Below are 25,153 nucleotides of genomic sequence, written 5' to 3' on the forward strand. Positions count from 1 at the left end.
AGTAAATCTATATCGTTTTATTTGATGCATATATAATTAAATTTGTCAAATTTGATTATTGTAGCATTACCCTAGTAGTAGCCATAAACCCTATAATAATCTCTCTAACCCCTAACCGCGCTTCGGCTGGCATTACCTTAACTGTTTTCAGCTCTCTTACCTACTGTTCCGGAAAATTCTTACTTATCATGAGAGTTAGGACGAGAGCCGATAAAAAAATTGGCCAAAACTTTGATATCATCGATAATCGACCCCTCCCTTACCTAGGATGTTCTCAAGAAACCTGAAGATAGGACAGGTTTCTAATCGCAGTTTTTTTGTTAACCCAGGTTATGCCTCGCCTACAATAGGCGAGGTATCGACAGCTTAAGCGCCCCGTTTGAGAGAACGCTCTACTTGGGAAAATTCCTGCTCTAGACGATCCTTCACTTTTTTCGGTAAAGGGCGATTGGGATAGGAACTGTAGTAACCAGCCAAGGAATTGACAGCAGTTCGCATGGTAGTAAAGGAATTAAGGGTAGACACAGCTCTATCTCTGCGGTAGCGCGAAGCATAGTCATTCATCAGTAGAGTTGCTTTTTCACGAATTGCCGTCTTATCTGGTGAATCTTCTGGTAATTCAAGGGCTTGTCTTAATTCTTGTAGAGCAATTATTGTATCCTGACGGTAATCTCCTGTTAAGCCTGTACCACTTGAGGCACAACCAGTTAAACCGATAACCATAACCAGTACCAGGGCAATAAAACCTGATAAGTAGCGCTTTATTCGCATCATTGACAACAAATCCAATTTTATAATCAGATTTGATCCTATCTTGAATTGGTACTGGGGGGATCATCCCCATCAGAAAAAAAAATCCCACGGGCGTGTTGCCGTGGCATGTCTAGTCTGAGATCAAATGTCCCATGAGTTGAGTTTAAAACACAAGGTTTAGTTGCATGTTAGGGAAAAATTTTGGGGGGATTTAGCCGAAACGCCCACTCACATAGTCCCTAGTGGCTTCCTGCTGAGGATTTTGGAAGATGACTTCAGTTTTATTGAACTCTACTAAATAGCCTTGTTTGCCACCTGTTTCCGTTGCCCTAGCGTTATAGAAAGCGGTCATGTCTGCTACTCGGGTAGCTTGTTGCATGTTGTGGGTAACGATAACAATGGTGTATTTTGCTTTCAGCTCGTGCATTAGTTCTTCCACTTTCAGGGTGGAGATCGGGTCAAGAGCGGAGCAGGGTTCATCCATCAACAACACTTCTGGCTTAATGGCTAAGGCGCGAGCAATACACAAACGCTGTTGTTGACCACCAGATAGAGACAGACCACTTTGTCTTAGTTTATCTTTGACTTCATCCCAGAGGGCAGCTTGTTGAAGACTGCGCTCCACTAATTCATCCATATCCCCTTGATAGCCATTAATCCGGGCTCCAAAGGCAATATTTTCATAAATGGATTTGGGAAAAGGGTTTGGCTTTTGGAATACCATGCCAATGCGGCGACGTACTTCTTCAATGCTGTTGTCAAACTTTTTATCATAGAGATTTTCGCCATGGAAGGTAATTCTACCTGTCACCCGTGCTCCCGGAATCAGGTCGTTTAAGCGATTAAAGCACCGCAACAAAGTGCTTTTTCCACAACCAGACGGTCCGATAAACGCGGTAACTTGGTTTTTGGGAATATCTAAATAGACATCTTTGACTGCTAAAAATGATCCATAGTAGACGGAAACTTTTTCAGCCCGTAAAACCGGAAATTCTACTTCTACAGAAGAAGTGGTGTAGTCCATAACTTGGTTGTAATTCATCTTTAAATACTCTGTGGAATTGTCAACGTTTTAAATCCAAACTGAAAAATTTTCTATGCCTTTTAATCGGTCTTTTACTACTGGTGCAGGTGACTTGCTATCTATTGGTTTGGAATTTATTGCGCAGGAAAATTGCTCCAGCATTCATGACCAACAGCACTATCATCAACATCACAATTCCCGCTGCCGCGTTAGTGTGAAAGGCTTCTTGGGGACGGGAGATCCAGTTGTAAACTTGAATTGGCAGTGCAGTAAATGGATCTTGTGGGTTCATGGGCGGCCTGGTAATAAAGCTCAAGGCTCCGATAGTGATTAAAGGAGCAGTTTCCCCAATTGCCCTTGACAGTGCCAAAATCGTTCCTGTCAAGATACCAGGTAAAGCGAGAGGAAAAATATGCTCTCGAATCACTTGCCAGCGAGTTGCTCCTAAGGCATAACCCGCTTGACGCAAACTATTGGGAATTGCCCGTAGACTTTCACGGGTGGCAACAATAATGATGGGCAGAATTAACAACGACAGGGTTAGGGCACCAGTTAGTATGCTCCTACCATTAGTAATGGGTTCCAACCACCGGACAAAAACTTGTAAACCCAATAAGCCGTAAATAATTGAAGGTACAGCAGCTAGGTTAGCTATGTTGATTTCAATAATCTTGGTCAAGAGGTTGTCAGTGGCATATTCTTCTAAGAAAATCCCTGCCCCTACTCCCAAGGGAAAAGAGACCATTGCTGTTATCAGCAATAGCCACACACTACCGATTAAAGGAGGAAAAATACCAGCTTGGTCTGGTTTACGGGAGGGAGGACTGGTGATAAATTGCCCATTGAGCCGGGACAGACCATCGAGAAAAACATCAATCAGCAATACTGCCAGTATCACTAGCCCAAAAAAGATCGCAACCCAGGCAGCAAAGGCGAAGATTTTATCAAAGTTATAGCGCTTGGGTAGCGCAAGATTGAAGTAACCTGGGGAATCGTCTCCTAGAGGTTTTAGGTCTTGTGCCATTAGTCGTATTTCTCCCGGAAGCGACGGACAAACCAAAAGCTAAAGATATTTAGGGCTAAGGTCAATAAGAACAGGGTCATACCTACGGAAAAAATAGTTTTGTAGGCTAGGGAACCTGCTGGTGTATCTCCTAAGCTGACCTGAACGATATAGGCTGTCATGGTCATCACTGGTACTAGGGGATTCAGTCCCAAGGTGGGATTTTGACCGGCAGCAATGCTAACAATCATGGTTTCACCCACAGCACGGGAAACCGCTAGTACGAAGGAAGCAACAATTCCAGATAATGCTGCTGGTATTACTACTCCGATAATGGTTTCTCGTTTAGTTGCCCCCAAGGCATAAGCACCTTGTCTTAAACTGTTGGGTACAGCATAGATAGCATCTTCACTGAGGGAAGCTACCATGGGAATAATGGCTATTCCTAAAACAATCCCAGCGCTTAAGGCATTGAATCCTTGTAACCCGGGAATAAATGTTTTTAAGAAAGGGCTCACTAGCATCAGGGCGAAGTAACCGAATACCACCGTAGGAACCCCTGCTAATATTTCTAGGGCAGGTTTGAGCCAGCGACGGATATCAGCAGATGCATATTCACTCAAGCAGATAGCTGCAAGCAATCCCAACGGTAATGCCACCATCAGCGCGATTACAGAGGTCAGGAAGGTGGCACTAATCAGTACAAAAATGCCAAACTGGGGATTAGCAAACAAGGGAGTCCATGCTGTATCAGTCAGGAATTTCCAGAGTGATACTTCTTGGAAAAATGCTACTGTTTCAAATATTAAGGTTAGAACAATGCCGATGGTAGTTGCCACAGAAACAAAGGCAAAGGTAGCAAAAACTATTTTTACTATCAGTTCTACCCGCTTGTTTAACTGCCGGTTTGGTCGAAACATCTCAGAGTCTGATGACTCAAAAGATGGCGGAGTGGTAGTCATCAGTAAAGTATTACCTGTGAAGGATCAAGTGTGTTCGCCTGATAGCGTTCTCTTAGGGTAGGATGCAGTGCCAAGCATAAAGGGTAAAGGATGAAGTCTGAAGTGTGAGGAATCAATTGTGATAAATCAAGTGTGATAAATGAAATAATTCTACTTATAGATGTACTGCTGATATCTATCAAGGTGACTGCGTGACTTAGCAACTTTTTTCTTTCCACCGTTCATCATTCAGACTTCATCATTCACACTTTAAGACATCATTTACTATTCTTTATTTCTCTAATAGCTGTTTCACTTTGGAGCCTTTAGGAGCATTAGCAAAGACTGTACCAACTGTACCTTCGCTAAAACGCTTTCTCACCAACATCATAATGTCTTCTGGCATTGGAACATAGCCAACTTCTGAGATTAATTTGGAATTTGCTGCTGCCAACTGATAGTCTACAAAGGCTTTAACTTCAGGTCGAGTTGCCGCCTCTTTCTTGACGTAGATAAACTCTGGACGAGATAGAGGTTTGTAACTTCCATCCGCAATAGTTGCTGTGCTAGGGGCAACGCAACCACTTCCTCCGTCAATCTGTAACAGTTTGAGTTTATCTTTGTTTTCTTCGTAGTAGGCGTAACCAAAGAAGCCTATTCCACCCTTATCAGTAGATACCCCTTGCACAATCAAATTGTCATCTTCACTAGCGGTATAGTCGCCCCGAGAGCCCTTGTCTTTACCAACTGTCTTTCCCATAAAGTAGTCATAGGTTCCGGAGTCAGTTCCTGGACCATAAAGTCCTAGTTTGCTATCAGGGAAACCAGGACGAATTTGCTTCCAGTTTTTGATTTTGTCTTGAGCTGCTGGCTCCCACATTTTTTTGAGTTCAGAAATTTTTAGGCAGCTAGCAAAGTTATTTTCTTTGTTAACTACTACAGAGAGTCCATCAAAGGCGATGGGTAATTCGATGTACTCAATTCCTCCGTTCTTGCAAAGCTCTATTTCTGATTCTTTGATCGGACGGGAGCCGTTGGAAATATCCGTTTCTCCAGCACAAAATTTCTTGAATCCACCACCAGTACCAGAGACACCGACAGTAACTTGGATTCCCGGATTGGCTTTCTGGAACTCTTCCGCCATGGCCTCAGAGATGGGAAATACGGTGCTGGAACCATCTACCTTAACTGTAGCTGTGGGGGTTGAACCACCACAGGAGGTAATCCCCACGACTAAGGAGGTGATCAATGCTATTGAGAATAAATTATTCTTTTGAGACAACATGGAATTGGCTTGATTTTTTTAGGCGTCACAGCCGGAGTGTACCGCTCTACCATAAAGACTAGGTTAAGCATTAGGTTAAATTATAATTAAGAAAAGGTTAAATTTTTATTTGGGGTAGTAGAGTTCACTAGCAAAATTACTCTAAGGTGGTATATTGAGGGGTGCCTTTAAAGCTGATATACGTGGGAGATACTGTGGTTCAAGCACCTTTGTCAACTGCTGTAGGTCTATCTGTAGATTTATCAACTACACCAGCAAGTACACCAGAACAATGCTCAACATCCCCAGCATCCCTGAATCAGTGGCTGCAAAAGCTAACTGAGGGGATTATTGCAGGCGATCGCATTACTAGAGAGGAAGCCTTAGCCCTGACCAAACTGGAAGGGCAGGATAATATATTGCTGCTGTGCCAAGCAGCTGACAAAGTGCGCCAAGCCTGCTGTGGTAATACGGTGGATTTGTGTAGTATCGTCAATGTCAAATCTGGTGGCTGCTCAGAAAACTGTGGCTTCTGTGCCCAGTCGGCTCACCATCCTGGCGTTGATTCCCCGATTTATGGTCTTAAGTCTAAGCAAGAGATTATGGCTCAAGCTAAGGCAGCTGAAGCCGCTGGAGCCAAACGTTTTTGCCTAGTGAGTCAGGGACGTGGACCAAAGTACAGTAGTCCTAAATCGAAAGAGTTTGAACAAATTCTGGAAACGGTAAGGGAGATTATTGCAGAAACCAGCATTAAGCCTTGCTGTGCCTTGGGAGAAGTGACCTCGGAACAAGCCGAAGCCCTGAAAGAAGCTGGGGTAACTCGCTACAACCACAACTTGGAAACCTCAGAGCGGTTTTTCCCAGACATTGTCACTACTCACAGCTGGCGCGATCGCGTTGAGACGATCAAAAACTTGAAAGCCGTCGGGATTCAAGCCTGCACTGGTGGCATTATGGGCATGGGAGAAAGCTGGGAAGACCGAGTGGATTTAGCTCTATCCCTGCGGGAGTTAAAGGTGGAATCAGTACCCCTGAACTTGCTCAATCCTCGGTCTGGAACCCCTTTGGGAGAATCTGGGAAGTTAGATACCTATGAAGCACTAAAAGCGATCGCAATTTTCCGGATGATCCTACCTGAGCAAATCCTGCGCTATGCTGGTGGGCGAGAAGCCGTGATGGGCCAATTGCAGGCACAAGGGCTAAAATCCGGAATCAATGCTATGCTGATTGGACATTACCTCACCACTCTGGGACAGCCACCAGAGCAAGACCACGCTATGCTGGACTCTTTGGGTCTAACCGGTGGTGAAGCTCCGATTCCCGGAGAATATAACTCCCAGAATAAATAGCCAGAATAAATAGATTATCGATGTAACTGTGTCTGCTCCCAATGAGATTTTGTGGGCCATAATTGGTTTGCTGCTGACCATCGGCGGCACGTTCCTAGAAGCGTTCTTTATCTCCAATCCACCCTGGGATTGGTCAACTCAAGGCGTTCACACTATATCCCTAGGGGTTACCTATCAGATTGGAGCAGTCCTACTAGCGGCTTGTTTAGGAGGCAGAAATGCTGGTGCTCTTTCTCAAATTGCCTATGTTGTCATCGGGTTGAACCTCCCAGTCTTTACTCAAGGTGGAGGTATTGGCTATATCAAAGAACCCAGCTTTGGATACATACTAGGCTTTATTGCCGGAGCCTGGGTGTGTGGTTTTTTAGCCTTTCGCGTACAACCACGAGTCGAAACCTTGGCATTTAGCTGCCTATGTGGTTTACTAACCATCCATGCCTATGGTGTCGGCTATTTAATGATTTTCCACGGCATCAATTGGTCAGTGCTTGGCGCTGTGCCTCTCATGGAAGCCATCATGAAATATACCATTTCGCCTTTACCCAGTCAGCTAGTGGTAGTGTGTTCTGTGACCGTTGTGGCATTTGCTCTACGGCAGTTGATGTTTTATTGATAGTCATTCGTCAAAATTTGTTAATTGCTAAGGGTTAATTAACAAAATACTAATCACTAAAGGGCTTACCCACCGTTGATGCGTAAAACGACTTTGACACTCCCTACTCCCTACTCCCTACTCCCTACTCCCTACTCCCTACTCCCTACTCCCTACTCCCTAAAACAAAACCCATCGGTGTAAGTACCTGACCCAATTAATAAATGCTATCATGACTAATGACTAATGAAAAGAAACCCCCTGTTTTGGTTTGCTGCTGCTATTGGTCTAATTCTGGATCAGCTGACTAAATATTGGGTGGTGCAGAATTTTGAATTGGCTGAGACTCTACCCCTGTGGCAAGGGGTGTTTCACTTTACCTATGTGACTAATACTGGTGCCGCTTTCAGTCTCTTTAGTCAAGACGGCAGCTGGTTGCGCTGGCTGTCCTTAGCCGTCAGTCTTGGTTTAATCGCCCTAGCTTGGTTTGGGCCAAAGCTGATTAAGTTGGAACAGCTTGGTTATGGCTTCATACTGGGAGGAGCATTAGGGAATGGCATAGACCGTTTTTTCAACAGTTGTTTGCTAGATAACCAGACAGTAACCGGTTGCGTTGTGGATTTCCTAGATTTTCGGTTGATTAACTTCCCGGTATTTAATGTGGCCGATGTGTGTATCAACCTAGGTATTGTATGCTTACTTATTGCAAGTTTTAAGCATCAATCGCCAAAGTCTAGGGATAGGGGGCAATAACTTACAAGCCACAAGCCACAAGGGTTATGGCCAATCTGCTTCCATAAGCCTGTTCCCTGTCTTGCCTCTGTGCCCCGTTTTTCCGTTATTCGCCCTTTTCCTAACTTATTTGCCAAATCCGGATCGTAAAGCTGGATTTGGTATTTTCGTCGTATCCCTCTATCAGAGGTCGATCCGTGCCTGGCCTATTGTCAAAAGTAACCAATAATCCTTTACTATTTATTCTCAATTAAGAAATTTTCTTGCAAGTGAGATAAATCATTATTTAAGATTGTCAATAATGGCTCGTTTTTGAGAGGGTTACCATGGCTAACTATACAGCTGCTTCACTCAAGGCCGAACTCAATGCTCGAGGTTGGCGTATGACACCGCAACGGGAGACCATTCTCCACGTTTTCCAAAATTTACCGAGAGGAACCCATCTCAGTGCTGAGGAACTTCACGACTTGCTCGAGCAACGAGAAGAAGGAATCAGCTTATCTACAATTTACCGTAGCGTTAAGTTAATGTCACGGATGGGCATCTTGCGGGAATTGGAGTTGGCAGAAGGGCATAAACATTATGAACTCAATCAGCCTTTTCCCCATCATCACCATCATCTGGTATGTATTCAGTGTAACCAGACCGTTGAATTCAAGAATGACTCCATCTTGAAACAAGGGATGAAGCAGGTGGAAAAGGAAGGCTTGCAGCTGATTGATTGCCAGCTGACCATTCATACCATTTGCCCAGAAGCCCTGCGGATGGGATGGCCTTCGGCTCTACCGAGTAATTGGCGTTGCTCTCGATCCATTACGATGGACGAACATTAGTTTTGTGAGTGGTTAGTCGTTGTGTCAATGGACTAAATGACAGGCAACATAATGGCCTCCACCTGCATCTTTAAACTCTGGTTCTGGGTCTTGCCGACAAGTATCCATTACCATAGGACAGCGAGTGTGAAACCGACAACCTTTGGGGGGATTGCTCGGGCTGGGTACATCCCCTGTTAGGATAATACGTTCCCGTTGACGCTCAAGTTCAGGGTCAGGAATTGGTACGGCTGAGATTAATGCTTGGGTATAGGGATGCAAGGGGTTCTCATATAAACAGACGCGATCTGCCAGTTCTACTATTTTGCCTAGGTACATTACTGCCACCCGGTCAGAAATGTGGCGCACTATACTTAAATCGTGAGCAATAAATAGATAAGTTAAGCCCATATCTGCTTGCAAAGACTGCATCAAGTTAACGACTTGGGCTTGAATGGATACATCTAAAGCAGCAATCGGTTCATCACATACGATAAAGTCAGGGTTTAACGCTAAGGCGCGAGCAATGACAATCCGCTGACGCTGACCCCCAGAGAATTCGTGGGGATAGCGATTGATAAACTGGGGATTGAGTCCTACCACCTCTAGTAAGGACTGGACTCGTTCTTGTTTTTGTTTACCGGTTGCTAACCCATGGATTTGCAGGGGTTCACCGACAATACTTCCTACGGTCATCCTGGGATTGAGAGAAGCATAGGGGTCTTGAAAAATCATTTGCATCCGGCGGCGCATCTGGCGCAGGGATTCAGCATCTAGCTGGGTTAGGTCGATATTGTCAAAGTAAACATGACCAGCTGTAGGACGGTATAGTTGTAGGATCCCTCGTCCGGTGGTACTTTTGCCACAGCCAGATTCTCCTACTAAGCCTAAAGTTTCGCCACGGTTGATATCGAAATTGAGTCCATCGACAGCTTTGATGGAGCCAATTTGCTTTTGCCAGATGATTCCTTGGGTGATGGGGAAGTGCATCTGTAGGTTTTCTATGTGTAGGAGACTGTTGTTTTGTGGGTTGGGCTTGGGGTTGTGTAGCTGTGCTGCAGTCATGTGATTGTTTAATGCTTAATCGCAATCATATAGCGTTTTCATTTAAAAAGGCTATAGCTTGCTTAGCATCTCCAATAGTTTGATCACCCAATTTATTTTCGAAAAATGTTTTTAATAAATTGACAGGATTTTTTTTGTTACTAGTAAATTTGCTCAATATTTATTTTAAATCGATTATTTAAAATTCCAATTAATAGTCATAAAAGGTAATCAAAATAGCTTTCAAAATGGTATAGACTAAGGTAAGTTGCATTAAACCTGTCAAGAACAGCCTGGGTAAAAAAACGGGTAATTTATTCTCCCTAAAAAAACTTATGTGTTTGGGGTTATGGATAATACCTGACAGGAAAAAATAATCAGCTTTGTCTTGATGCAGTCGCTCATGGTTTTGGGTCTGTGTGCGGAACTTGCTTCCGCACCTGTCTTGATGCAGTCGCTCATGGGGGAAACCCCCCCGCGCTGCCTCCCCAAGACCGTAATGGTGCGTTTTCCGTTGGCGAATTAAATTCGCCACGGGTTGCACCTCTGCATCGCTATCAGTCAAATAAGGATGGCTAACTATGGCAGTTTTTAGAGTTAATACAACAGCTGACGGAATTAATCCTTCTGATGGGGTCATCACTTTACGAGAAGCCATCGCGCTAGCGAATAATACTCCTGGTCAAGATACAATCTTATTTGAACTTGAACCAGGTCAACAGACGATTACTCTAGACTCTAATCTTCCGAATATTCCGAATCTTCCGAATATCCCGAATCTTCCTAATATTCCTAATATCCCGAATCTTCCTAATATCCCTAATCTTCCTAATATCCCTAATCAACCGACATTCGAAAATCAACCGACACTCGAAATTACCGACAGTGTTAATATTGTTGGAGGTGAAAATCCTAACCAAATCACTATCGAAGGTGACGGTGATTCTTTTGATATCTTTACGATTAGCAATGGTGCCGATGTTACCGTCACAAGCCTGACAATTTCTGAAGGAGATGATGGCATCCAGGTGGATGATGGTAATCTAAATGTGATTAATACCATCTTTACAGACAACGAAAGCAATGGCATCAAGATCGAAGGAAATAACACTAATCTCAATGTGATCGGTAGCTTTTTTGTAAACAACAAAAAAGATGGCATTAATATCAATGGAAACAACACCACATCATTTGTTAACAAGAGCACCTTCAGTCAAAATTTAGACAATGGTTTTGATATAAATGCTGTAGGTCAAAGTGTAACAGTTATTGATAGCACTATAATCAACAACGAAAACACTGGAATAGAAATCGGTAGTGGCGGAAAAGTCAATAACAACGTTGTACAGATATTCAAGAGCCAGATTATTGAGAATTTGACAGAAGGTAGTGGCGGTGGTGTCAGTGTCCTTGGCACTGATAATGAGGTGCTGCTGCGCAACAATCAGATTACTGGTAACTCCGCAGAAGTCAATGGCGGCGGCATTTCTGTCGAGAGTGGAAATAGGATGTTTCTGGGCAGAAACAGAATCATTGGTAATGTTGCTGACAGTGACAACGATGGGATCGGCGATGGTGGTGGTCTCTTTATCGGTTTGGGGGCTGTCGTGAGGAGCAGAGCAACCCAAATTACCGATAACGTTGACCGAGGAGGTGAGTATCCCAATAGATTTGGTAATTTCTTCAACCTGCGAGGTATTGACTTAAGAAACTTTGCAGCTAGTAACTTAATTGACTTTGAAGGTATTGACTTAAATAACCTTCTAGGTATTGACTTAACTAACCTTCTAGGTATTGATTTAACTAACCTTGGAGTTAATAATTTAACTAACCTTGCAGCTAATAACTTAACTAACCTTCTAGGTATTGATGTAACTAACCTTGCAGCTAATAACTTAACTAACCTTGCAGCTAATAACTTAACTAACCTTGCAGCTAATAACTTAACTAACCTTGGAGGTATTGATGTAAGTAACCTTGGAGGTATTGATGTAAGTAACCTTGGAGCTAATAACTTAACTAACCTTGGAGCTAATAACTTAACTAACCTTGGAGGTATTGATGTAAGTAACCTTGGAGGTATTGATGTAAGTAACCTTGGAGGTATTGATGTAAGTAACCTTGGAGGTATTGACTTAAGTAACCTTGCAGGTATTGACTTAAGTTAAAGCTAGCTTGGACTTTGGACAAAATCAAGGGTAGTAAACATCTGTGCTTAACATATCAAACCTCTAAAAAGCTTACAGAAACTGTGTATTATCAGAATCTTAACCTGAGGAGATGCTTGCCATAGGAATAACTTGGCAGAAGGGGTAAAAATATTTTTTGCCTCAAACCTCAAACTTATTGGTTAAAAAGTTATTGGTTAAGCAGAGCCTAAGGTAGCATCAAACCAAGCAAAATTATTGAATTAGAGCTTACGTGAATAGGGATTTTTCCAAAGTCTAATCAGGGAAATAGGTGACATTATTGCTTAGTTATCCCCTGGACACAACCAGTTGTTGTCCAGGGGATAAACTTTTGTCTATTAAAAATTAATAAAAGCCATTAAATCGGTTATGTTGATTAGGGATTACCAGAGCCAGGAATAGGATGGGTAGACAGTAACTCGTTAACGTAGCGCCGAATTACAATCTGCTGCTGGTCAGGGCTAAGGCGTTTGGCTTGAATCAGGGAGTCTAGGCTAACTCCATTCACTAGAGCTAACAGGGCGTTGGCTTCTAACTCTGGCTTTATGTTAGCTCGAATCAGTTTAGCTGACTGTAGAGCTTTCAACTCCTGAATAATCACTTCACGGAGCTGAGCAGCACTCTGTTGATGCTCAGCCATCAGGGATTCTCGTCCAATGGCATATCCCAAAAAGGCCACCCAGACCTTGAGAATATCTTGCCGTTCAGTGTCTAGTGGCAAAAACGCAGATAGCATTTTTACTAGTCGATCCACTCCCCTAGCGTGCTCTGTTGCAGCCTGCATCGTTTTTTGCAGACGCTGAGTTACTTGATTAAGGGCAAACAGAATAAGCTCCTGCTTATCCCGAAAGTGGTGAGTAACAACTCCAGTGGTGCAACCCAGCTCTTGGGCGATCGCGCGCATACTGGTGCGATCTAACCCCTCTCGGACAATAACTCGCCAGGCGGCTTCAGAAACTTCAAGGCGGCGATCCTGTTGGGACATGAGCATTAAAGGGAACTATAGCAGAAGTCAGAAGTCAGAAGTCAGAAGTCAGAAGTAAAACTATTGCGCTTACTTAGGTTTGAGACTTTTGTCATGTCCTAACTGCCCTGGCGACTGCTATAAGCCAGATATACACCAGATATAAAGTGGGACACAAACAAAGTTTTAATGCCTATTGACAGCTTATCATAACAGTTGTTATATTAAATGCATAACAACTGTTATGAGGTTAGGCTAATGCACTCTGACTTGACTTGTCCCTCTCCTCGCTCTGGTCTCAAAGGTTTGCTTGATCGCTTCACCGGACCAGGGGCAACCCAAGCTGAGTTACTCATACAATTTGTACCGTCGCTGGTGGCTTTGGTAGCAGCGCCAACCTACGCCGTGACTCTCCCTATACAGTGGAACCCGTTGCAATTAGGACTGATCGCTGTTCTTGCCCTGGATTTAGTGGGGGGTGTCCTCACCAATGCCACTTCCACCGCTAAGGGTTGGTATCACCGACCGCAACAGGGTTGGCAGCAGCATTTAGGATTTGTGTCTGTTCATGTGATCCATGTCTTGTTAGTGGCGCTGCTCTTTCGTGGGGGAGATTGGGGATTCTTTATCGGTGTGTCCAGCTACCTGTTGGGGGCATCAGTCTTGATTTTGCGGTCTCCCCTCTATCTTCAACGTCCAGTGGCTCTAGGTCTTTATGGCTTAGCACTGTTGGGCGATCGCTATGTATTTCCCCCAATACCTGGTTTGGAATGGTTTCTGCCTTTGTTTTTTCTAAAAATATTGGTCAGTCATTTGCTAAAGGAAACCCCTTATCGCCCTAACGAAACCCGATAAGATTTGCTGCCACTGATTTGTGGTGTTTGACAGAAATAATTCTAGTTGTGAGGTAATTACAATGACAATAACTATTAGACATCTGGTATCTGCACTCTTAGTTTTATCGTTTGGATTGTTGGGGTCTCTAATTCCTGGTGGTTCAATTGAAACAAGGAGTTTCTCTCATATTGATCCCTTGATATTGGGGGCATTTAATACCTTCTTAACTTCCCTAGAGATAGTCAGCCTTTTAATTATTTACTTTATCTTTAAAGATTTGAAGTGGGCGTTCATTGTGTCTGGATTATGTGCTATTTCCTATTTTATGGTATACGCCCTAGATTTAGGAACACTATTTCCCGTCTCGCCAGATCCCATGCCTCAGGCGCTATTTGTAATTGAAGTATTGGGAATGATTGTTTCTCTTCCTTTACTATTTCTTTCTGTTCGCGGAGCTATGAATAGTAACAAGAGTAGTAACGATCAAGTAATGGTAAACAAACCCTATTCAAAGACGTTTGTATATTTCGCTTTCTTTTTGGTTGTTGTTGGTGTTGGCATTATCACCTTTGCTACCAAATCCGCTATGGGTAGCTAACAGTGCTTAAGAAGGGGACGTAACCCATAGCGCATAAGCAGCTCAAGTAGTATGTAAGCATTCAGCAGTCAGCAGTCAGCCGTCAGCCTTTAGCTCACGCTGCACGAACAGCTTTGTAGCACAGGCTTTGGCCTTGGCCTTTGGCCACGCTACGCGAATGGCCACGCTGTGCGAACGACGCTGTGACATAACTCAGCATTATTCGAATGCTGACCTGTTTTATTCAAAAGCTGTTCGCGTAGCGTGCGTGTAGCGCTTAAGCTGATAGCTGATAGCTGATAGCTGATACCTGAATGCTTACATTACTAAGCATCTTTCTGGAGAATTGCTGGATAGATTTGCTCTGTTGCTCTGGCAAACTGGTATCGGTCATCAATTTCTCCCCATAGTAGATCCCTAATCACCGTATAGTATACTGGATAGGATGTTGCTGCTGCTATCAGCCCATCAGTTTCATAATTCACCTTGAGGCTGGTTTTAAATCTTAGGCTGGCTTGCGCCAACATCCTTTGAAACAAAGGCTGGGATATTTTGGAAATACCGACCAATTCACCAGCAATTTGACTCCCCAGTTCAGCCTTATTTTTCGACATCGCAACGATTGTCTCACCTGAGGTTTCCACATACACTTCATCGCCAGCGTTTGTTTGACCAGATAGTAAGACTACATTGTCTTTAGGAAAGTTCAAGACTGCTGTCAAAGCACGCTGTTCGTAAATCAGATCTGATTCCAACAACAGAAAATCACCCTCAATCAGTTCACGGGCACAATAGAGGGAATACATGGTACCTGATTCGGCATAGTGTGGATTATGAACCGTCAATATCTGATCATTAAAACGTTGCTGCAGACGCTCATAAAAGTCAGATAAATGACCAGTGACAATGATGATGCGCTGCATACCGCAGGCAGTCAGGCGCTCTATCGATTCCTCAATAATGGGTTGCTCTCCCAACTGGAGAAAACCTTTAGGAGCCGATTGCCCTAATTCCTGGAGTCTAGTGCCCATGCCAGCAGCTAGAATAACAGCTGTTTCTACTTTCATTAGTGTTTATGAATCAATAGATTGAAACGGTATTTGCTATTTTCGTAGCCGACCCTGACACCACAACATCGAAGTGAGACTCCCTGGGCAGATCAATGGCCTCTCCTACGCTGATTATGGCTTCGGGCATGGCAGCTAGGGCAATTTTAACCAAGTTTGCTGAGTAATCAATCCCTGTGACGGGGTTTCCTTGTTGGTAAAACGGATAAAGAAAGGTACCCGCGCCGCACCCGACTTCCAACCATGAATCCTTTGGGGTGATGTTGAGCTCGTCCGCGATATGCTGCACATAGGTCATAGAGGCTGATTCCTGGACGCCTGAGAATTGGGTATCATAGCCATTTGCAACCAGTAACGACAGCAACTTTGGCTGTTCTATCCCATCGACCTGTCTGCGATTCCAGATTTTGTACCAGTTGTTCTGCAATATTTTACGCCTTGAAATATCTCTTAAAACCATATCTATGGTATACAAAAATACATTAATTTAGTATTCTGAGTACATAGAACATCATCTATGGTACCGAGAATGGTAAAAGCAAAGCCATGATTAAGGAGTACGAAAACTATCAGGATACATCCAAAAACTACGACACGACTCGTATCCCAATCGGGGTTGAGATTTTATTGGGTTGCTTTGCGACTACCCCTCGTCCTTTGCCAGAGCAGGTGATCTTGGATGGTGGGTGTGGTACTGGAAACTATATCCAAGCCTTGAAGAGCAAAGTCAATAGCCTGTGGGGTCTAGAATTCAATGGGGGAATGTTGGCGCAAGCAACAGAAAAGTTCCGCAATGACCCCAATATTCACTTAGATCAAGGCAGTCTTCTCGATCTTCCCTATGAGAATGAAACCTTTGATGGGATAATGTGTAACCAGGTTCTCCATCACTTGGGTTCGGAGGACGCAGCTCAGGAAAATTTTCCTGAACTGAACCAGGTGTTTGAGCAAGCGTATCGAGTGCTGCGTCCCCAAGGCGTGTTTGTGTGTAATACCAGCAGTCATCCACAGGTTTATGATGGATTTTGGTGGGCTGATCTGATTCGAGACGCGGTATCGAGAATGACTAAACGCATGCCACCAATAGCATGCATTACTGAGAAATTGGATCAAGCTGGCTTTTGCTTTGGGGGCATTGTTGTGCCAATTCATGCTGTGATGCAAGGTGACCATTACCTTGACCCAGAAGGCCCGCTCAAGCCAACCTATCGGAATGGTGATTCTACTTGGTCTTTGGCAAAGGAAGCGGAATTAGAACAAGTATTGGAGCGAGTGCGAAATATGAACAAGGATGGAAGCATCATTCACTATCTTGAGCAACGGGAAAGTTTGCGCCGAAAATTGGGGCAAACAACCTTTGTTTATGCCTACAAGAAACCGAGTTGAGAGCCTCCATCGTTTAATTTATAGAAGGACGTGAATTAACGACCTTTTAGAATCTGCGGTGCTATGAGCTAAGGCGCAAGCTTCGGCAACAGCCCAGAGAAATATCAAATGCACACCTGATAGGCACAATAAAGAACTTTGATCTTCTCTGCATAATCCTGATTATTCGGAAGATAGGGTTGTGGTGGCGAAAGATAGGCTGGTTTTAAAATGCCTTCTGACTCCATCTGTTGCAAGGTAACGTCGAATTGTTTTTGATAGTGGATATCCTCTCGGTTTGTAAACACCAGATATCCTCCCGGTTTTACTACTCGGCAAAACTTATACAACACATTTGACGTTTCCATATTAGTAAGCACAGCAGTGGAAATGATTCCATCAAATTCATGATCTTGAAATGGCAGTTCTTGCTGTATATCTGCTTTATATAGAGCAGTATAAAGATTTTTATCCCTAGCAATGTCCAAAGAGTTTTGGGAAATGTCAACTCCAATTATGGTTTGATAACCTTGTTCTCGAAGAGCTTGTCCAGCAAGTCCGGTTCCACATCCGAGATCCAAAATTTTGCCATCGGTAGCAACAAACTTTGCCATCAGTTCAGCAGCAACCTGATGACAAGCATACTGCCAATTCAAGACTTGATCCTCATACACTTGAGCTAAAGTATCATATTCTTTTTCAACGTCGGCGATCTCAGTGTTCCATCTGTTTGACCAGTTAGATAAGAATTGGGCTTGTTGATTATTAGTCATTAATTATTCTCTTTACTTAGAACTATACTTACTTATTGAACCTTGACAATATAGCATATTTATCAAGGTTTTATACAGACTTTAAAATTATTTACAGTGATTAGTTGGATTCAAATGATTTCATGATGTAATCTCTGGCATCCCATAAATATTTAATACCCGAAACCCAGATCAATGATTGAGTTATAAGTATGAATAACACAGTCAAATCAAAAAGACTCTCATTTACAGGTCTTAATGTAGTTAAGGTAACTACTGCAATAGTCGCAAAACACAATATTATAGAATTCCAACGATTTTCTAAAGGATCAGAATATCCAAAAATTCGACCTTCTAGTAGTATGTGTAACCCAATAACAATAAACAACCATTCACTTGAAAACCCATAAATTTTATACCAATAAAGCCCTACCAAAGGATAACCAATATATACGGCTTTTAATTTAGCAATAACATTGGCTTCAATTACAATATTATTTAAATTTAATATCTGTCTTGCAAATGTTGCTAAAAAGTCTCTTGTCAGAGCTAGAAAAACAAACCATACAGGGAGAATTTCCATTTCAATACTAATGACATACAAGGCTAGGAAACCTATATAGTCTACAATCGGATCGAAATACTTACCGAAATCTGTTTTTAAGTCTTTTGTTCTAGCTAACCACCCATCAACAGCATCCAATAAAAATGCTATATAAAATAACACACCAATATACAGATAGTCTTGAGGGGGAACAAGATACCATGAAACAAAAGCTATAAAAATTAAAATCAATCTAAATAATGTAATGTGATTCGGTTTAATCATGATAGCTCTAACTCCTTTATTATTTCTTTTATGATAATTTTCCAGTCAACGGTTGTGGAATCCACAAGATTCCACAACCCAAATCTTTCAGGTCGTACTGAAGATAGTTTTTTCATTCTTTTATAAGTATTTAATTCTAGAATAGTATCAAATCCTTGTTTTAATTCTAAGCTTATTTCTAATTTTCGACAATAATATAATAACCGCTCATATAAATCAGGTAATTTATAAATACATCTTATCTTCATAGCAACTAAAGCACCCATTAAAACTAATTGACCGTGTGATAGTTTACTATCTGCATATAACTTTTCAAATTCGTGTTCAGAACGGCTACACCAACTACTATCATTTTTCATTAATAAAGAAAATGAGTAAAGCTGTTTGATTATTTCGATTAATGAGTTTTCATTACGTTTCGTGTATTTGTTGATAAATCCTTCAATTTGATAAAAAGGTGTTTGATCAAATTCCTTGACTTTTTTATCAACTTTTAAGTCCTCCAACACATTTAATTTTGATAATAATTCACCCAGAGCACTAACCCAAAATTTATGTGGCATGTGCTTAGTTAATAAGGGCAAACAAGCATAAACAGACTGAGGTGCTTTTGATGGATAACTCTGATTATATGACGTTTCATCGGCCTTTAATGAACTAAAATTAGATGAAAAACCATCATTGGAAATAGAAGATAACAAAACAGTTAAAGAAATTTTATCCCGTTTAGCACAAACTTTTACAAAATCTATGAGACTTCCCCCCCCAAAAACTAAAAAACGTTGACCACTGGTAGGAAATTTTAATTTATCAATATTTGAATAAATTAAAGGAAATTTTGGTACAATGATCGGGAGCTTATTTTTATTAACATGCTCGTAAATGGGAGCAAAACAATTCATTGAATAGACACTTGGACCTATAACACTACCGTCTATTTGTTCATTTATTATGATTTTTTCTATGCATTGATCTATCGAGTTTTTTGAAATATGTAATGTAGAATTCATAAATTTAACTACTGTTCAAATACCCTGATATCTTTCAAATTCATTATTTCCTTTGCCATAACCCCAAGAGGCGAAATAACACTTAACTTTTGAAGATTTCTGCAAATTCTCTATCCTATCATCAACTAAAACAGCCTTATTATATTCTAGATGCTTATCTAAAAACTTTTCAATAAAATTTACTTTACCGCCATATTTGACAGAATGACTATAATCAAATACTTTTCGATCGGGTATTTTAATATTGAAATGGTTTTTTAAAATTAAAACATCATCCATATTTTTACGAGTTAGAATAAAATGATTTTTGGTATTTTCTTGATTTGTCAGTGTTTTGCCATAATCAGTAATACTATGTAAACCACACCACCAATTTAAATGATTATTTTGATAAAATTTTCTAATTTTATTGAATTGTTTACTATAACTATCTATTTCTTGATTATCTACTTGTTTGCGTATTTTTTTAAAGTTATTTAAATCTTGAATTTCTAATGCTTTTAATAAACAATATTCATCTGCATCTGAATAAAGTAGATGGCAATTATCTTTGTATAGTTGTTTATGTTGACTATCATGAGTTGCTTTGTCGATACCATAATAGGCAAGTATACCAATGTGATACCATTCTTCAAGAGAATCTACGATTACCCCATCAAAATCCAAAAAAATAGCTTCCATTTGTATCTTCCCAACAGATATAAGCTAAGCACTGAAAAATCGCTGAAACCCAGGTAGATCAAGAAAATAAGTAAAGCGAAGTAAAATTACTACTATGTATGGGTTTGAGGCTGTTTTTAGCTAAAAAATGTCTAACTACCGATAATGTGTCGTTTCAGCACTGCCAGCTTACTACACAAACCATCAATACCTGCATAACATCCTTGTAAATGACGCTTGCCTGTATTGAAAAAAACTGTGCGACCATGCAACACTCGCCGATTGTCCACCATATATACTTGCCCTGGTTGTAGCTTAAATTGCACCTGATTGTTGACATCCATTATCATCTCGAAGAAGCTACGATAGGCATCATAGAAAGACCCCATCAATTCTGCATCCATACGCAATGGTTGTAACGATTCATTGTGGAAACAAACTGCTGTCAACTCATCGCGCCGATTGACTTGTATGATTGTTTTTTCGGCGGAGATTTCTACATTTGGATCGCTAAAGCAAAAGTTGACAGGGATAGATGCTAGCAATTTAAAGTATTTAGGGTTTTTCTGACGTAGTTTTTCTGCAACTTGAAAGCCATCCACGATGATGCTATCACCCCCCTCAACGTCCGACGAAAGGCAGTGCAAAAGCATCACTGTGGGTGCGGGGTCACGATATGGATTATCTGTATGAGGACTCAGGTAATCATTTGTATAGGCTAAATTCGTGGCATTAGTAACAGTTTTGACATCAAATATGCGACCAAAGTTAGTTTCATGTATATAGCCAAACTGATCGACAATATTTTCCACCGCACCCAATTGAGTAGGGACATTTTTTAGAAAGCCAACCCCATATTGACAAAAGGCAACTAGCCAATCATATAGTGTTCTTTCTTTAGAGATAATTTCTGGGTAGTCAAAAGTGAGTGAATTGATGTCAACAGAGCAATTCCAAAGCTGGATTTGCATCTCATTATTGGAGCCAGACAATGGCATGTCATAGACATGGTTATATAACCAGTCAGCACTGTAGCTACTTTGGTGTCCATCGACCCAGACAATTTCTAGAGACTGTTCCTTGATAACTTGCACAGAGCTAGGATGAATATCTGCTGGAATATCGACTGTTTGAAGCAGTCGTTGTCCATTTGGGTGAAGTGACTTTGGACTTTGGCAGTTATCCCGCAACCAGATATAGTGAAAATTGGAGTTTTTCCCATTTTGCCAATGAATTGTCAATGTTTTCTGGTTGATGGAGATAGATTGTATCATCAGGAATAATCCCCTCTCATCTTTTCTGCAACACTAAGGGTGGTCTACCCTGAATGCTTAAATAAAGCATGAAAACAATCCAGCAGACGGTCTAGATCACTCGGTTGGATATCGCCCATATTAGCTATGCGGAAAATCTGGTTTTTGAGTCCCCCCTGCCCCGCATAAATTACAAAACCCGATTCTTTGAGCGTGTCATGGATTTGCTCATAGCTGTAGCCTGGGGGCAATTTAAAAGAAGTCAGGACACAGCTATAATCCTCCACATCCAAGAGCGGTTTGACCCCGAGATTTTGCAAAGTCTGCAAAATCTGCTGAGAACGCTTAGTGTAAGAGCTGTGTCTGGCTGTCTGCCCACCCATGTCCTCCATTTCATTGAGAGCCTCCTGGAGCCCATAGGCCACCTGTACGGCTTGGGTAAAGGGAGAATAGCCCTTTGCCTGCTCTTGATGATAGCGATAGAGATCTAAGTAGACGGTTCCAGCGGCAGAGGGGCGAGTTTCTAAAATAGATCGCTTTACCAACACAAACGATAGACCAGGCACACCATGCAAGCATTTATTCGCCGTTGCCGCACAGGCTTCTAAATTCCAAGGGGCAAACTCGATGGCCTCGGCACCAAAGCTAGAGACACTATCCAGCAGCAGTGCGACATTGTAGCGCTGACACAGTTGACCCAACTGAGCCACATCATTCAGCCGTCCAGTGGTGGTTTCGTGATGAACGGCAATCACATGGGTAATGGCTGAATCCTGGCTCAGGCACGTTTCAACTTCTTTCAGGTTCATGGGCTCGTGCCAGGGGGCAGTGACCACCTCCAGGGACTTACCATGAGCCTTGATCATTGCTGCCATGCGTTCACCGTAGACCCCATTTGTTACCACTAAAGCCTTGCCATCCTGAGGCACAAGGGTTGATAGCATTGCCTCTACGGCACAAGTGCCGGAACCGGTAAGTAAAATAGCCTCATATTCCTCAGCGGCTGCGGGATACACCTTGGCTAAACGCGCTTTGATATCTAGAGTCAGCTCAGCAAACTCAGGTTCACGATGGCACAGGTCTGGCTGGAGTAAGGCACGGCGCACGCGATCGCTGAGGGTAACAGGGCCAGGGTTGAGTAAGATAGTCCGGTTCATGTTGATGTAAAGCTTAGAGTTGGGCTAGATTCAGATCGAATCAAGGTGTGATTATCGGGCTTCTATAAACTGCCGCAGACGTTGAGCAACCTCTAGGGGGGTAACGTGGGGCCGAGGTAATTTGTCAGGAATACCAGGCTTAATCTTGGCGTGAATGAACATTAATTGCTCGGATGGGTCTTGGGTCAAAGCTTTCACCTCTTCAGGGGTTGTGGCAAAAGCAACCTGTTCGTAACCACAGGCTTTTGCGATCGCACCAAAATCAATGGAGGCCGACACAGTGGACTGTCCCCCTGTGGATTCATGGCGCTGATTGTCTAGGAGAATATGCCGCAAGTTGGGCGGACGTTCATAGCCAACGGTGGCTAAGGCTCCTAGGCGCATCAAAGCAGCACCATCTCCATCGACCACAATCACTCGACGGTGGGGCTGAGCCAGCGCTATGCCCAGGCCGAGACTGGAAATACATCCCATGGAACCAACCATGTAAAGTTGATTGGCTTGGTCCTCAATAGCATACAATTCCCGACCGGTGTAGCCCGTGGTGGCCAACAGAATGTCCTCAGGCCCAGTTGCCGCTTGGATGGCTTGCAGCATGTCACGACGGGTGAAGGAGGGCTCCTGTTGAAGGGGGAGAGTATCAGCAGGGGTGATCGACAGGGGCTTGACGGTTAATTGAGAGCTTAAGGGGCAAGATTCCACTGAACCTTTTTGCATCACCAGGGCATAGGGGGTCTGATGCTGCTGCATATGGGCAACCGCCCGGTCTAGAGTCGGCTCAACCTGGTCTATTTCCGTGGGAAAAGGTTCCCATGGCACCTGGATCAGGTCTAGCAATTGGGGAGTAATGGCTCCCATCAGCTGGTGCTGGGGTTCGTCCGGTGCCCCACCGGGTTGTCCTCGCCAGGTCACAATCACCAAGATAGGAATCTTAAAGGTGTGAGTCAGGGAGGTTAGGGGATTGACAGCGTTACCAAACCCCGAATTCTGAAACATCACCACACTGGGCACTCCAGCCAATTCGGCCCCGCAGGCGATCGCGACGGCATCTCCTTCATTCGCAGCTCCTACATAGCGGAGATGATCAGAGTCAATGACCGTGTTAATAAAAGATTTGAGGTAGGAGCAAGGCACCCCTGTATATAACCCAAACCCTTTTTCCTGAGCCGCTCGGATAAAGTATTCGGATTTGATCATTTAGAAACTTCCAGCCTTGAACAGATCTTCGACTTGATCAATATCGAGCCAATGCCCTTTGATATAAAGCACATGTACCCGATGGCCATGGCTGATCAACTCATTAATCAGAGTCGGCATTCGTCCCTGTTGCCGCATCTGCTCTGACTGGAGCAAAGTATTAAGGGTATCCTGTAATTTCTGCTGCCCCTGTTGGGAAACTTTCAGCAATCCAGTCCATCTGCCGCAGATTTCGCCCTCGGGCAGCTGATCGCTGATTTGCTGTAGATCAACATGTTGATAAAATGCCTGGGTCGAGTCGGGTAGAGAACAGGCAACGTAATCGGGTCGGATTTGCTGGGTTTGGCGGTGCTGACTCGAATCTATAATGACCACAAAGTCATGATCAACCCCTAACAGCATTTGCAGAATGTACTTTTTGAACAGAACATCACCGTAGCCTATGATCCAATCCTGTCCATCTTGGGGCAACTCCTGCAAGCCTTGACTAAGGGAAACGAGTTCACCTGTGGTGTCATAGTCGTCGTTATCTACATAATCGAGGCCAGGTAAATTGACAACGTCCTTTTTGTAGCCACGCACAACCGTGATGTCTTGAATACCGACACTGTGGTGCTCTTCCACAATCCGTGATAGCAGGGGTTGACCGTGCAGATCTACCATGCACTTGGGTTTATCTTTAGTGAACTGACCCAATTCAATCCCGCGCGAGGCGGCTAGCAAAATCGTGCGGTTACCAGCACCAGGGTTCTGGGGTAAATATCGCTGCTCCGCTTCCAGGTGTTCCGCAACCCCTTGAAGCCGGAAGATCTCAGACACAGGCACAATCTTGTCTTCAACATTTAGCAGGTTCTGCTCTAGCATTAACGTCTGAGCGACCTTTTGGGTCATCGTCACGGAAGCTCGGAGTAGATGATTCGCCCAAATGGCGATAGAGAAGCCAGCATCTCTAAAGACTTCAGTTGGTGTAGCGTAGTACTTGGTCGGTACAATCACCACTGGGGAGCGATCGCCCCACTCCCGTTTAAAGGCCAACACTTCATCAGCCACATGCAAGGAGCTGTGGATCAAAATGCCATCCGCTCCGGCATCGTAATAGGCTTGGGCTCGCCTTAATGCTTCTGAGAGCCCCCAACCGGCAATAAACGCTTCTACTCGGGCAATTAGGACAAAGTCATCATCACTTTGGGCATCTTTAGCGGCCTTGATTTTGCCGCAGAACTCGTCCATGTCAGCCAGGGGCTGAGCTGTGCCCTTAATAAAGCTATTGGTCTTGGGGAAGAGTTTGTCCTCAATACAGACACCAGCGACACCACGCTGCTCTAATTTTTTGACCAAGCGTTGCACATTGTTAAAATTTCCGTAGCCCGTATCCCCATCCAGCAGAATTGGGACAGAAGTGGCATCGGACATGAACTCAACCACTTCCAAGACTTGAGTCCAACTTGCTTCGTTGTTATCACGCACACCCAACTGGGCAGAAATGCTGAGTCCACTGCCCCAAATGCCCTGAAAGCCTGCCTCTTCAGCAATCTTAGCGCTGATTCCATCATGGGCCTCTATCAGAAACTCTAACTGGTTAGAGTTCAGCAGTGTTCTAAGTTGTGTCGTTTTTTTAGGTTGTGTTGTTTTTCTAAGTTGCGTTGCTTTTCTAGGTTCTGTCGTTTTTAATTGTGCTGTTGTTTTCATTTGGCATCCTAAAATTGCAACAATGTTTGACGAAAGTGGTCTAGGAAATAGGCTTACTTTTTATCTTTGTTAAGGATCTCAATCGATCATGAG

Annotated in this window: 26 protein-coding genes; 8 read left to right on the forward strand and 18 right to left on the reverse strand. The window is 43.1% G+C overall.

The window, feature by feature from the left end; genetic code table 11:
• Positions 1-366: 366 nt before the first annotated feature.
• The 5 genes from psb27 to F6K52_RS00375 form a co-directional block, all read right to left on the reverse strand.
• The gene (gene psb27 / locus F6K52_RS00355; protein ID WP_364415405.1) at positions 367-771 is read right to left on the reverse strand and encodes a photosystem II protein Psb27; all 405 of its coding nucleotides are present in this window, start codon (positions 769-771) and stop codon (positions 367-369) included.
• A gap of 193 nt (positions 772-964) precedes the next feature.
• On the reverse strand, positions 965-1,795 hold the full coding sequence (gene pstB / locus F6K52_RS00360) for a phosphate ABC transporter ATP-binding protein PstB (RefSeq protein ID WP_293072485.1): 831 nt from the start codon (positions 1,793-1,795) through the stop codon (positions 965-967).
• Positions 1,796-1,892: 97 nt separating this feature from the next.
• Positions 1,893-2,801 (reverse strand): phosphate ABC transporter permease PstA, encoded by a 909-nt coding sequence (gene pstA, locus F6K52_RS00365; RefSeq protein WP_293072486.1) that lies wholly within the window; start codon positions 2,799-2,801, stop codon positions 1,893-1,895.
• Positions 2,801-3,742: a phosphate ABC transporter permease subunit PstC gene (pstC, locus tag F6K52_RS00370; RefSeq protein WP_293072487.1), complete on the reverse strand. Its 942-nt coding sequence runs from the start codon at positions 3,740-3,742 to the stop codon at positions 2,801-2,803. The genes pstA and pstC overlap by 1 nt, the downstream gene beginning before the upstream one ends.
• Positions 3,743-4,013: 271 nt before the next feature.
• On the reverse strand, positions 4,014-4,970 hold the full coding sequence (locus tag F6K52_RS00375) for a PstS family phosphate ABC transporter substrate-binding protein (RefSeq protein ID WP_293072488.1): 957 nt from the start codon (positions 4,968-4,970) through the stop codon (positions 4,014-4,016).
• 230 nt (positions 4,971-5,200) lie between these two features.
• Between F6K52_RS00375 and bioB the strand changes: the two genes are divergently transcribed.
• From bioB to F6K52_RS00395, 4 genes are all read left to right on the forward strand, one after another.
• Complete coding sequence (gene bioB, locus F6K52_RS00380; RefSeq protein ID WP_293072489.1) at positions 5,201-6,334, forward strand: biotin synthase BioB; 1,134 nt, start codon at positions 5,201-5,203, stop codon at positions 6,332-6,334.
• Positions 6,335-6,362: 28 nt separating this feature from the next.
• Complete coding sequence (locus F6K52_RS00385) at positions 6,363-6,947, forward strand: biotin transporter BioY (protein WP_293072490.1); 585 nt, start codon at positions 6,363-6,365, stop codon at positions 6,945-6,947.
• A gap of 225 nt (positions 6,948-7,172) precedes the next feature.
• Positions 7,173-7,679, forward strand: a complete 507-nt coding sequence (gene lspA / locus F6K52_RS00390; RefSeq protein WP_293072492.1) for a signal peptidase II — start codon at positions 7,173-7,175, stop codon at positions 7,677-7,679.
• 305 nt (positions 7,680-7,984) lie between these two features.
• Positions 7,985-8,491 (forward strand): transcriptional repressor, encoded by a 507-nt coding sequence (locus F6K52_RS00395; RefSeq protein WP_293072494.1) that lies wholly within the window; start codon positions 7,985-7,987, stop codon positions 8,489-8,491.
• A 24-nt stretch (positions 8,492-8,515) separates the two neighbouring features.
• Here the strand turns inward: F6K52_RS00395 and F6K52_RS00400 are convergent, their stop codons facing one another.
• Together F6K52_RS00400 and F6K52_RS00405 are read right to left on the reverse strand one after the other, a co-directional pair.
• Positions 8,516-9,535 (reverse strand): dipeptide ABC transporter ATP-binding protein, encoded by a 1,020-nt coding sequence (locus F6K52_RS00400; protein WP_293072496.1) that lies wholly within the window; start codon positions 9,533-9,535, stop codon positions 8,516-8,518.
• A gap of 190 nt (positions 9,536-9,725) precedes the next feature.
• Positions 9,726-10,049 (reverse strand): hypothetical protein, encoded by a 324-nt coding sequence (locus tag F6K52_RS00405; protein WP_293072498.1) that lies wholly within the window; start codon positions 10,047-10,049, stop codon positions 9,726-9,728.
• 46 nt (positions 10,050-10,095) lie between these two features.
• Between F6K52_RS00405 and F6K52_RS00410 the strand changes: the two genes are divergently transcribed.
• Positions 10,096-11,682, forward strand: a complete 1,587-nt coding sequence (locus tag F6K52_RS00410) for a right-handed parallel beta-helix repeat-containing protein (protein ID WP_293072500.1) — start codon at positions 10,096-10,098, stop codon at positions 11,680-11,682.
• Positions 11,683-12,079: 397 nt separating this feature from the next.
• On the opposite strand, the gene F6K52_RS00415 is transcribed toward F6K52_RS00410, so the two are convergent.
• Positions 12,080-12,688 carry a TetR/AcrR family transcriptional regulator gene (locus F6K52_RS00415; RefSeq protein ID WP_293072502.1) on the reverse strand — a complete coding sequence of 203 codons (609 nt, stop codon included), beginning with the start codon at positions 12,686-12,688 and terminating at the stop codon, positions 12,080-12,082.
• 237 nt (positions 12,689-12,925) lie between these two features.
• On the opposite strand from F6K52_RS00415, the gene F6K52_RS00420 reads away from it, so the two are divergent.
• Positions 12,926-13,522 carry a hypothetical protein gene (locus tag F6K52_RS00420; RefSeq protein ID WP_293072503.1) on the forward strand — a complete coding sequence of 199 codons (597 nt, stop codon included), beginning with the start codon at positions 12,926-12,928 and terminating at the stop codon, positions 13,520-13,522.
• Positions 13,523-13,583: 61 nt separating this feature from the next.
• Positions 13,584-14,102, forward strand: a complete 519-nt coding sequence (locus tag F6K52_RS00425) for a hypothetical protein (RefSeq protein WP_293072505.1) — start codon at positions 13,584-13,586, stop codon at positions 14,100-14,102.
• A gap of 305 nt (positions 14,103-14,407) precedes the next feature.
• On the opposite strand, the gene F6K52_RS00430 is transcribed toward F6K52_RS00425, so the two are convergent.
• Both F6K52_RS00430 and F6K52_RS00435 read right to left on the reverse strand, forming a co-directional pair.
• Positions 14,408-15,148 (reverse strand): phosphocholine cytidylyltransferase family protein, encoded by a 741-nt coding sequence (locus tag F6K52_RS00430; protein ID WP_293072507.1) that lies wholly within the window; start codon positions 15,146-15,148, stop codon positions 14,408-14,410.
• A gap of 13 nt (positions 15,149-15,161) precedes the next feature.
• The gene (locus F6K52_RS00435; protein WP_293072509.1) at positions 15,162-15,575 is read right to left on the reverse strand and encodes a class I SAM-dependent methyltransferase; all 414 of its coding nucleotides are present in this window, start codon (positions 15,573-15,575) and stop codon (positions 15,162-15,164) included.
• A gap of 119 nt (positions 15,576-15,694) precedes the next feature.
• Here F6K52_RS00435 and F6K52_RS00440 point away from each other — a divergent pair, with 119 nt between their 5' ends.
• Complete coding sequence (locus F6K52_RS00440; protein ID WP_293072511.1) at positions 15,695-16,534, forward strand: class I SAM-dependent methyltransferase; 840 nt, start codon at positions 15,695-15,697, stop codon at positions 16,532-16,534.
• Between the two features lie 104 nt (positions 16,535-16,638).
• Here F6K52_RS00440 and F6K52_RS00445 read toward each other — a convergent pair whose 3' ends face one another.
• The 8 genes from F6K52_RS00445 to aepX all read right to left on the reverse strand — a co-directional run bounded on the left by F6K52_RS00445 (position 16,639) and on the right by aepX (position 25,060).
• Positions 16,639-17,286, reverse strand: a complete 648-nt coding sequence (locus F6K52_RS00445) for a class I SAM-dependent methyltransferase (RefSeq protein WP_293072513.1) — start codon at positions 17,284-17,286, stop codon at positions 16,639-16,641.
• Positions 17,287-17,386: 100 nt separating this feature from the next.
• Positions 17,387-18,094, reverse strand: a complete 708-nt coding sequence (locus tag F6K52_RS00450; protein WP_293072515.1) for a CDP-alcohol phosphatidyltransferase family protein — start codon at positions 18,092-18,094, stop codon at positions 17,387-17,389.
• The gene (locus F6K52_RS00455; RefSeq protein ID WP_293072518.1) at positions 18,091-19,104 is read right to left on the reverse strand and encodes an iron-containing alcohol dehydrogenase; all 1,014 of its coding nucleotides are present in this window, start codon (positions 19,102-19,104) and stop codon (positions 18,091-18,093) included. Before F6K52_RS00455 ends, F6K52_RS00450 begins: the two co-directional genes overlap by 4 nt.
• 15 nt (positions 19,105-19,119) lie before the next feature.
• Positions 19,120-19,785, reverse strand: a complete 666-nt coding sequence (locus F6K52_RS00460) for a hypothetical protein (RefSeq protein WP_293072520.1) — start codon at positions 19,783-19,785, stop codon at positions 19,120-19,122.
• A gap of 131 nt (positions 19,786-19,916) precedes the next feature.
• On the reverse strand, positions 19,917-21,038 hold the full coding sequence (locus tag F6K52_RS00465; RefSeq protein WP_293072524.1) for a TauD/TfdA family dioxygenase: 1,122 nt from the start codon (positions 21,036-21,038) through the stop codon (positions 19,917-19,919).
• A 44-nt stretch (positions 21,039-21,082) separates the two neighbouring features.
• A complete protein-coding gene (locus tag F6K52_RS00470) occupies positions 21,083-22,174 on the reverse strand; it encodes a 2-aminoethylphosphonate aminotransferase (protein WP_293072526.1) in 1,092 nt (363 codons plus the stop codon).
• A 51-nt stretch (positions 22,175-22,225) separates the two neighbouring features.
• Complete coding sequence (gene aepY, locus F6K52_RS00475; RefSeq protein WP_293072528.1) at positions 22,226-23,371, reverse strand: phosphonopyruvate decarboxylase; 1,146 nt, start codon at positions 23,369-23,371, stop codon at positions 22,226-22,228.
• Positions 23,372-25,060 (reverse strand): phosphoenolpyruvate mutase, encoded by a 1,689-nt coding sequence (gene aepX / locus F6K52_RS00480; RefSeq protein WP_293072530.1) that lies wholly within the window; start codon positions 25,058-25,060, stop codon positions 23,372-23,374. It lies immediately after the preceding gene.
• Positions 25,061-25,153 lie beyond the last annotated feature (93 nt).

It is taken from the genome of Moorena sp. SIO3H5, from assembly GCF_010692395.1.
Taxonomy (GTDB): domain Bacteria; phylum Cyanobacteriota; class Cyanobacteriia; order Cyanobacteriales; family Coleofasciculaceae; genus Moorena.

Bases quoted from the DNA above. Each gene is read 5' to 3' on its own strand.
- psb27 (WP_364415405.1), bottom strand. From the start codon at position 771: ATGCGAATAAAGCGCTACTTATCAGGTTTTATTGCCCTGGTACTGGTT.
- pstB (WP_293072485.1), bottom strand. From the start codon at position 1,795: ATGAATTACAACCAAGTTATGGACTACACCACTTCTTCTGTAGAAGTA.
- pstA (WP_293072486.1), bottom strand. From the start codon at position 2,801: ATGGCACAAGACCTAAAACCTCTAGGAGACGATTCCCCAGGTTACTTC.
- pstC (WP_293072487.1), bottom strand. From the start codon at position 3,742: ATGACTACCACTCCGCCATCTTTTGAGTCATCAGACTCTGAGATGTTT.
- lspA (WP_293072492.1), top strand. From the start codon at position 7,173: ATGAAAAGAAACCCCCTGTTTTGGTTTGCTGCTGCTATTGGTCTAATT.
- F6K52_RS00395 (WP_293072494.1), top strand. From the start codon at position 7,985: ATGGCTAACTATACAGCTGCTTCACTCAAGGCCGAACTCAATGCTCGA.
- F6K52_RS00400 (WP_293072496.1), bottom strand. From the start codon at position 9,535: ATGACTGCAGCACAGCTACACAACCCCAAGCCCAACCCACAAAACAAC.
- F6K52_RS00410 (WP_293072500.1), top strand. From the start codon at position 10,096: ATGGCAGTTTTTAGAGTTAATACAACAGCTGACGGAATTAATCCTTCT.
- F6K52_RS00415 (WP_293072502.1), bottom strand. From the start codon at position 12,688: ATGTCCCAACAGGATCGCCGCCTTGAAGTTTCTGAAGCCGCCTGGCGA.
- F6K52_RS00420 (WP_293072503.1), top strand. From the start codon at position 12,926: ATGCACTCTGACTTGACTTGTCCCTCTCCTCGCTCTGGTCTCAAAGGT.
- F6K52_RS00425 (WP_293072505.1), top strand. From the start codon at position 13,584: ATGACAATAACTATTAGACATCTGGTATCTGCACTCTTAGTTTTATCG.
- F6K52_RS00430 (WP_293072507.1), bottom strand. From the start codon at position 15,148: ATGAAAGTAGAAACAGCTGTTATTCTAGCTGCTGGCATGGGCACTAGA.
- F6K52_RS00440 (WP_293072511.1), top strand. From the start codon at position 15,695: ATGATTAAGGAGTACGAAAACTATCAGGATACATCCAAAAACTACGAC.
- F6K52_RS00445 (WP_293072513.1), bottom strand. From the start codon at position 17,286: ATGACTAATAATCAACAAGCCCAATTCTTATCTAACTGGTCAAACAGA.
- F6K52_RS00450 (WP_293072515.1), bottom strand. From the start codon at position 18,094: ATGATTAAACCGAATCACATTACATTATTTAGATTGATTTTAATTTTT.
- F6K52_RS00455 (WP_293072518.1), bottom strand. From the start codon at position 19,104: ATGAATTCTACATTACATATTTCAAAAAACTCGATAGATCAATGCATA.
- F6K52_RS00460 (WP_293072520.1), bottom strand. From the start codon at position 19,785: ATGGAAGCTATTTTTTTGGATTTTGATGGGGTAATCGTAGATTCTCTT.
- F6K52_RS00465 (WP_293072524.1), bottom strand. From the start codon at position 21,038: ATGATACAATCTATCTCCATCAACCAGAAAACATTGACAATTCATTGG.
- F6K52_RS00470 (WP_293072526.1), bottom strand. From the start codon at position 22,174: ATGAACCGGACTATCTTACTCAACCCTGGCCCTGTTACCCTCAGCGAT.
- aepY (WP_293072528.1), bottom strand. From the start codon at position 23,371: ATGATCAAATCCGAATACTTTATCCGAGCGGCTCAGGAAAAAGGGTTT.
- aepX (WP_293072530.1), bottom strand. From the start codon at position 25,060: ATGAAAACAACAGCACAATTAAAAACGACAGAACCTAGAAAAGCAACG.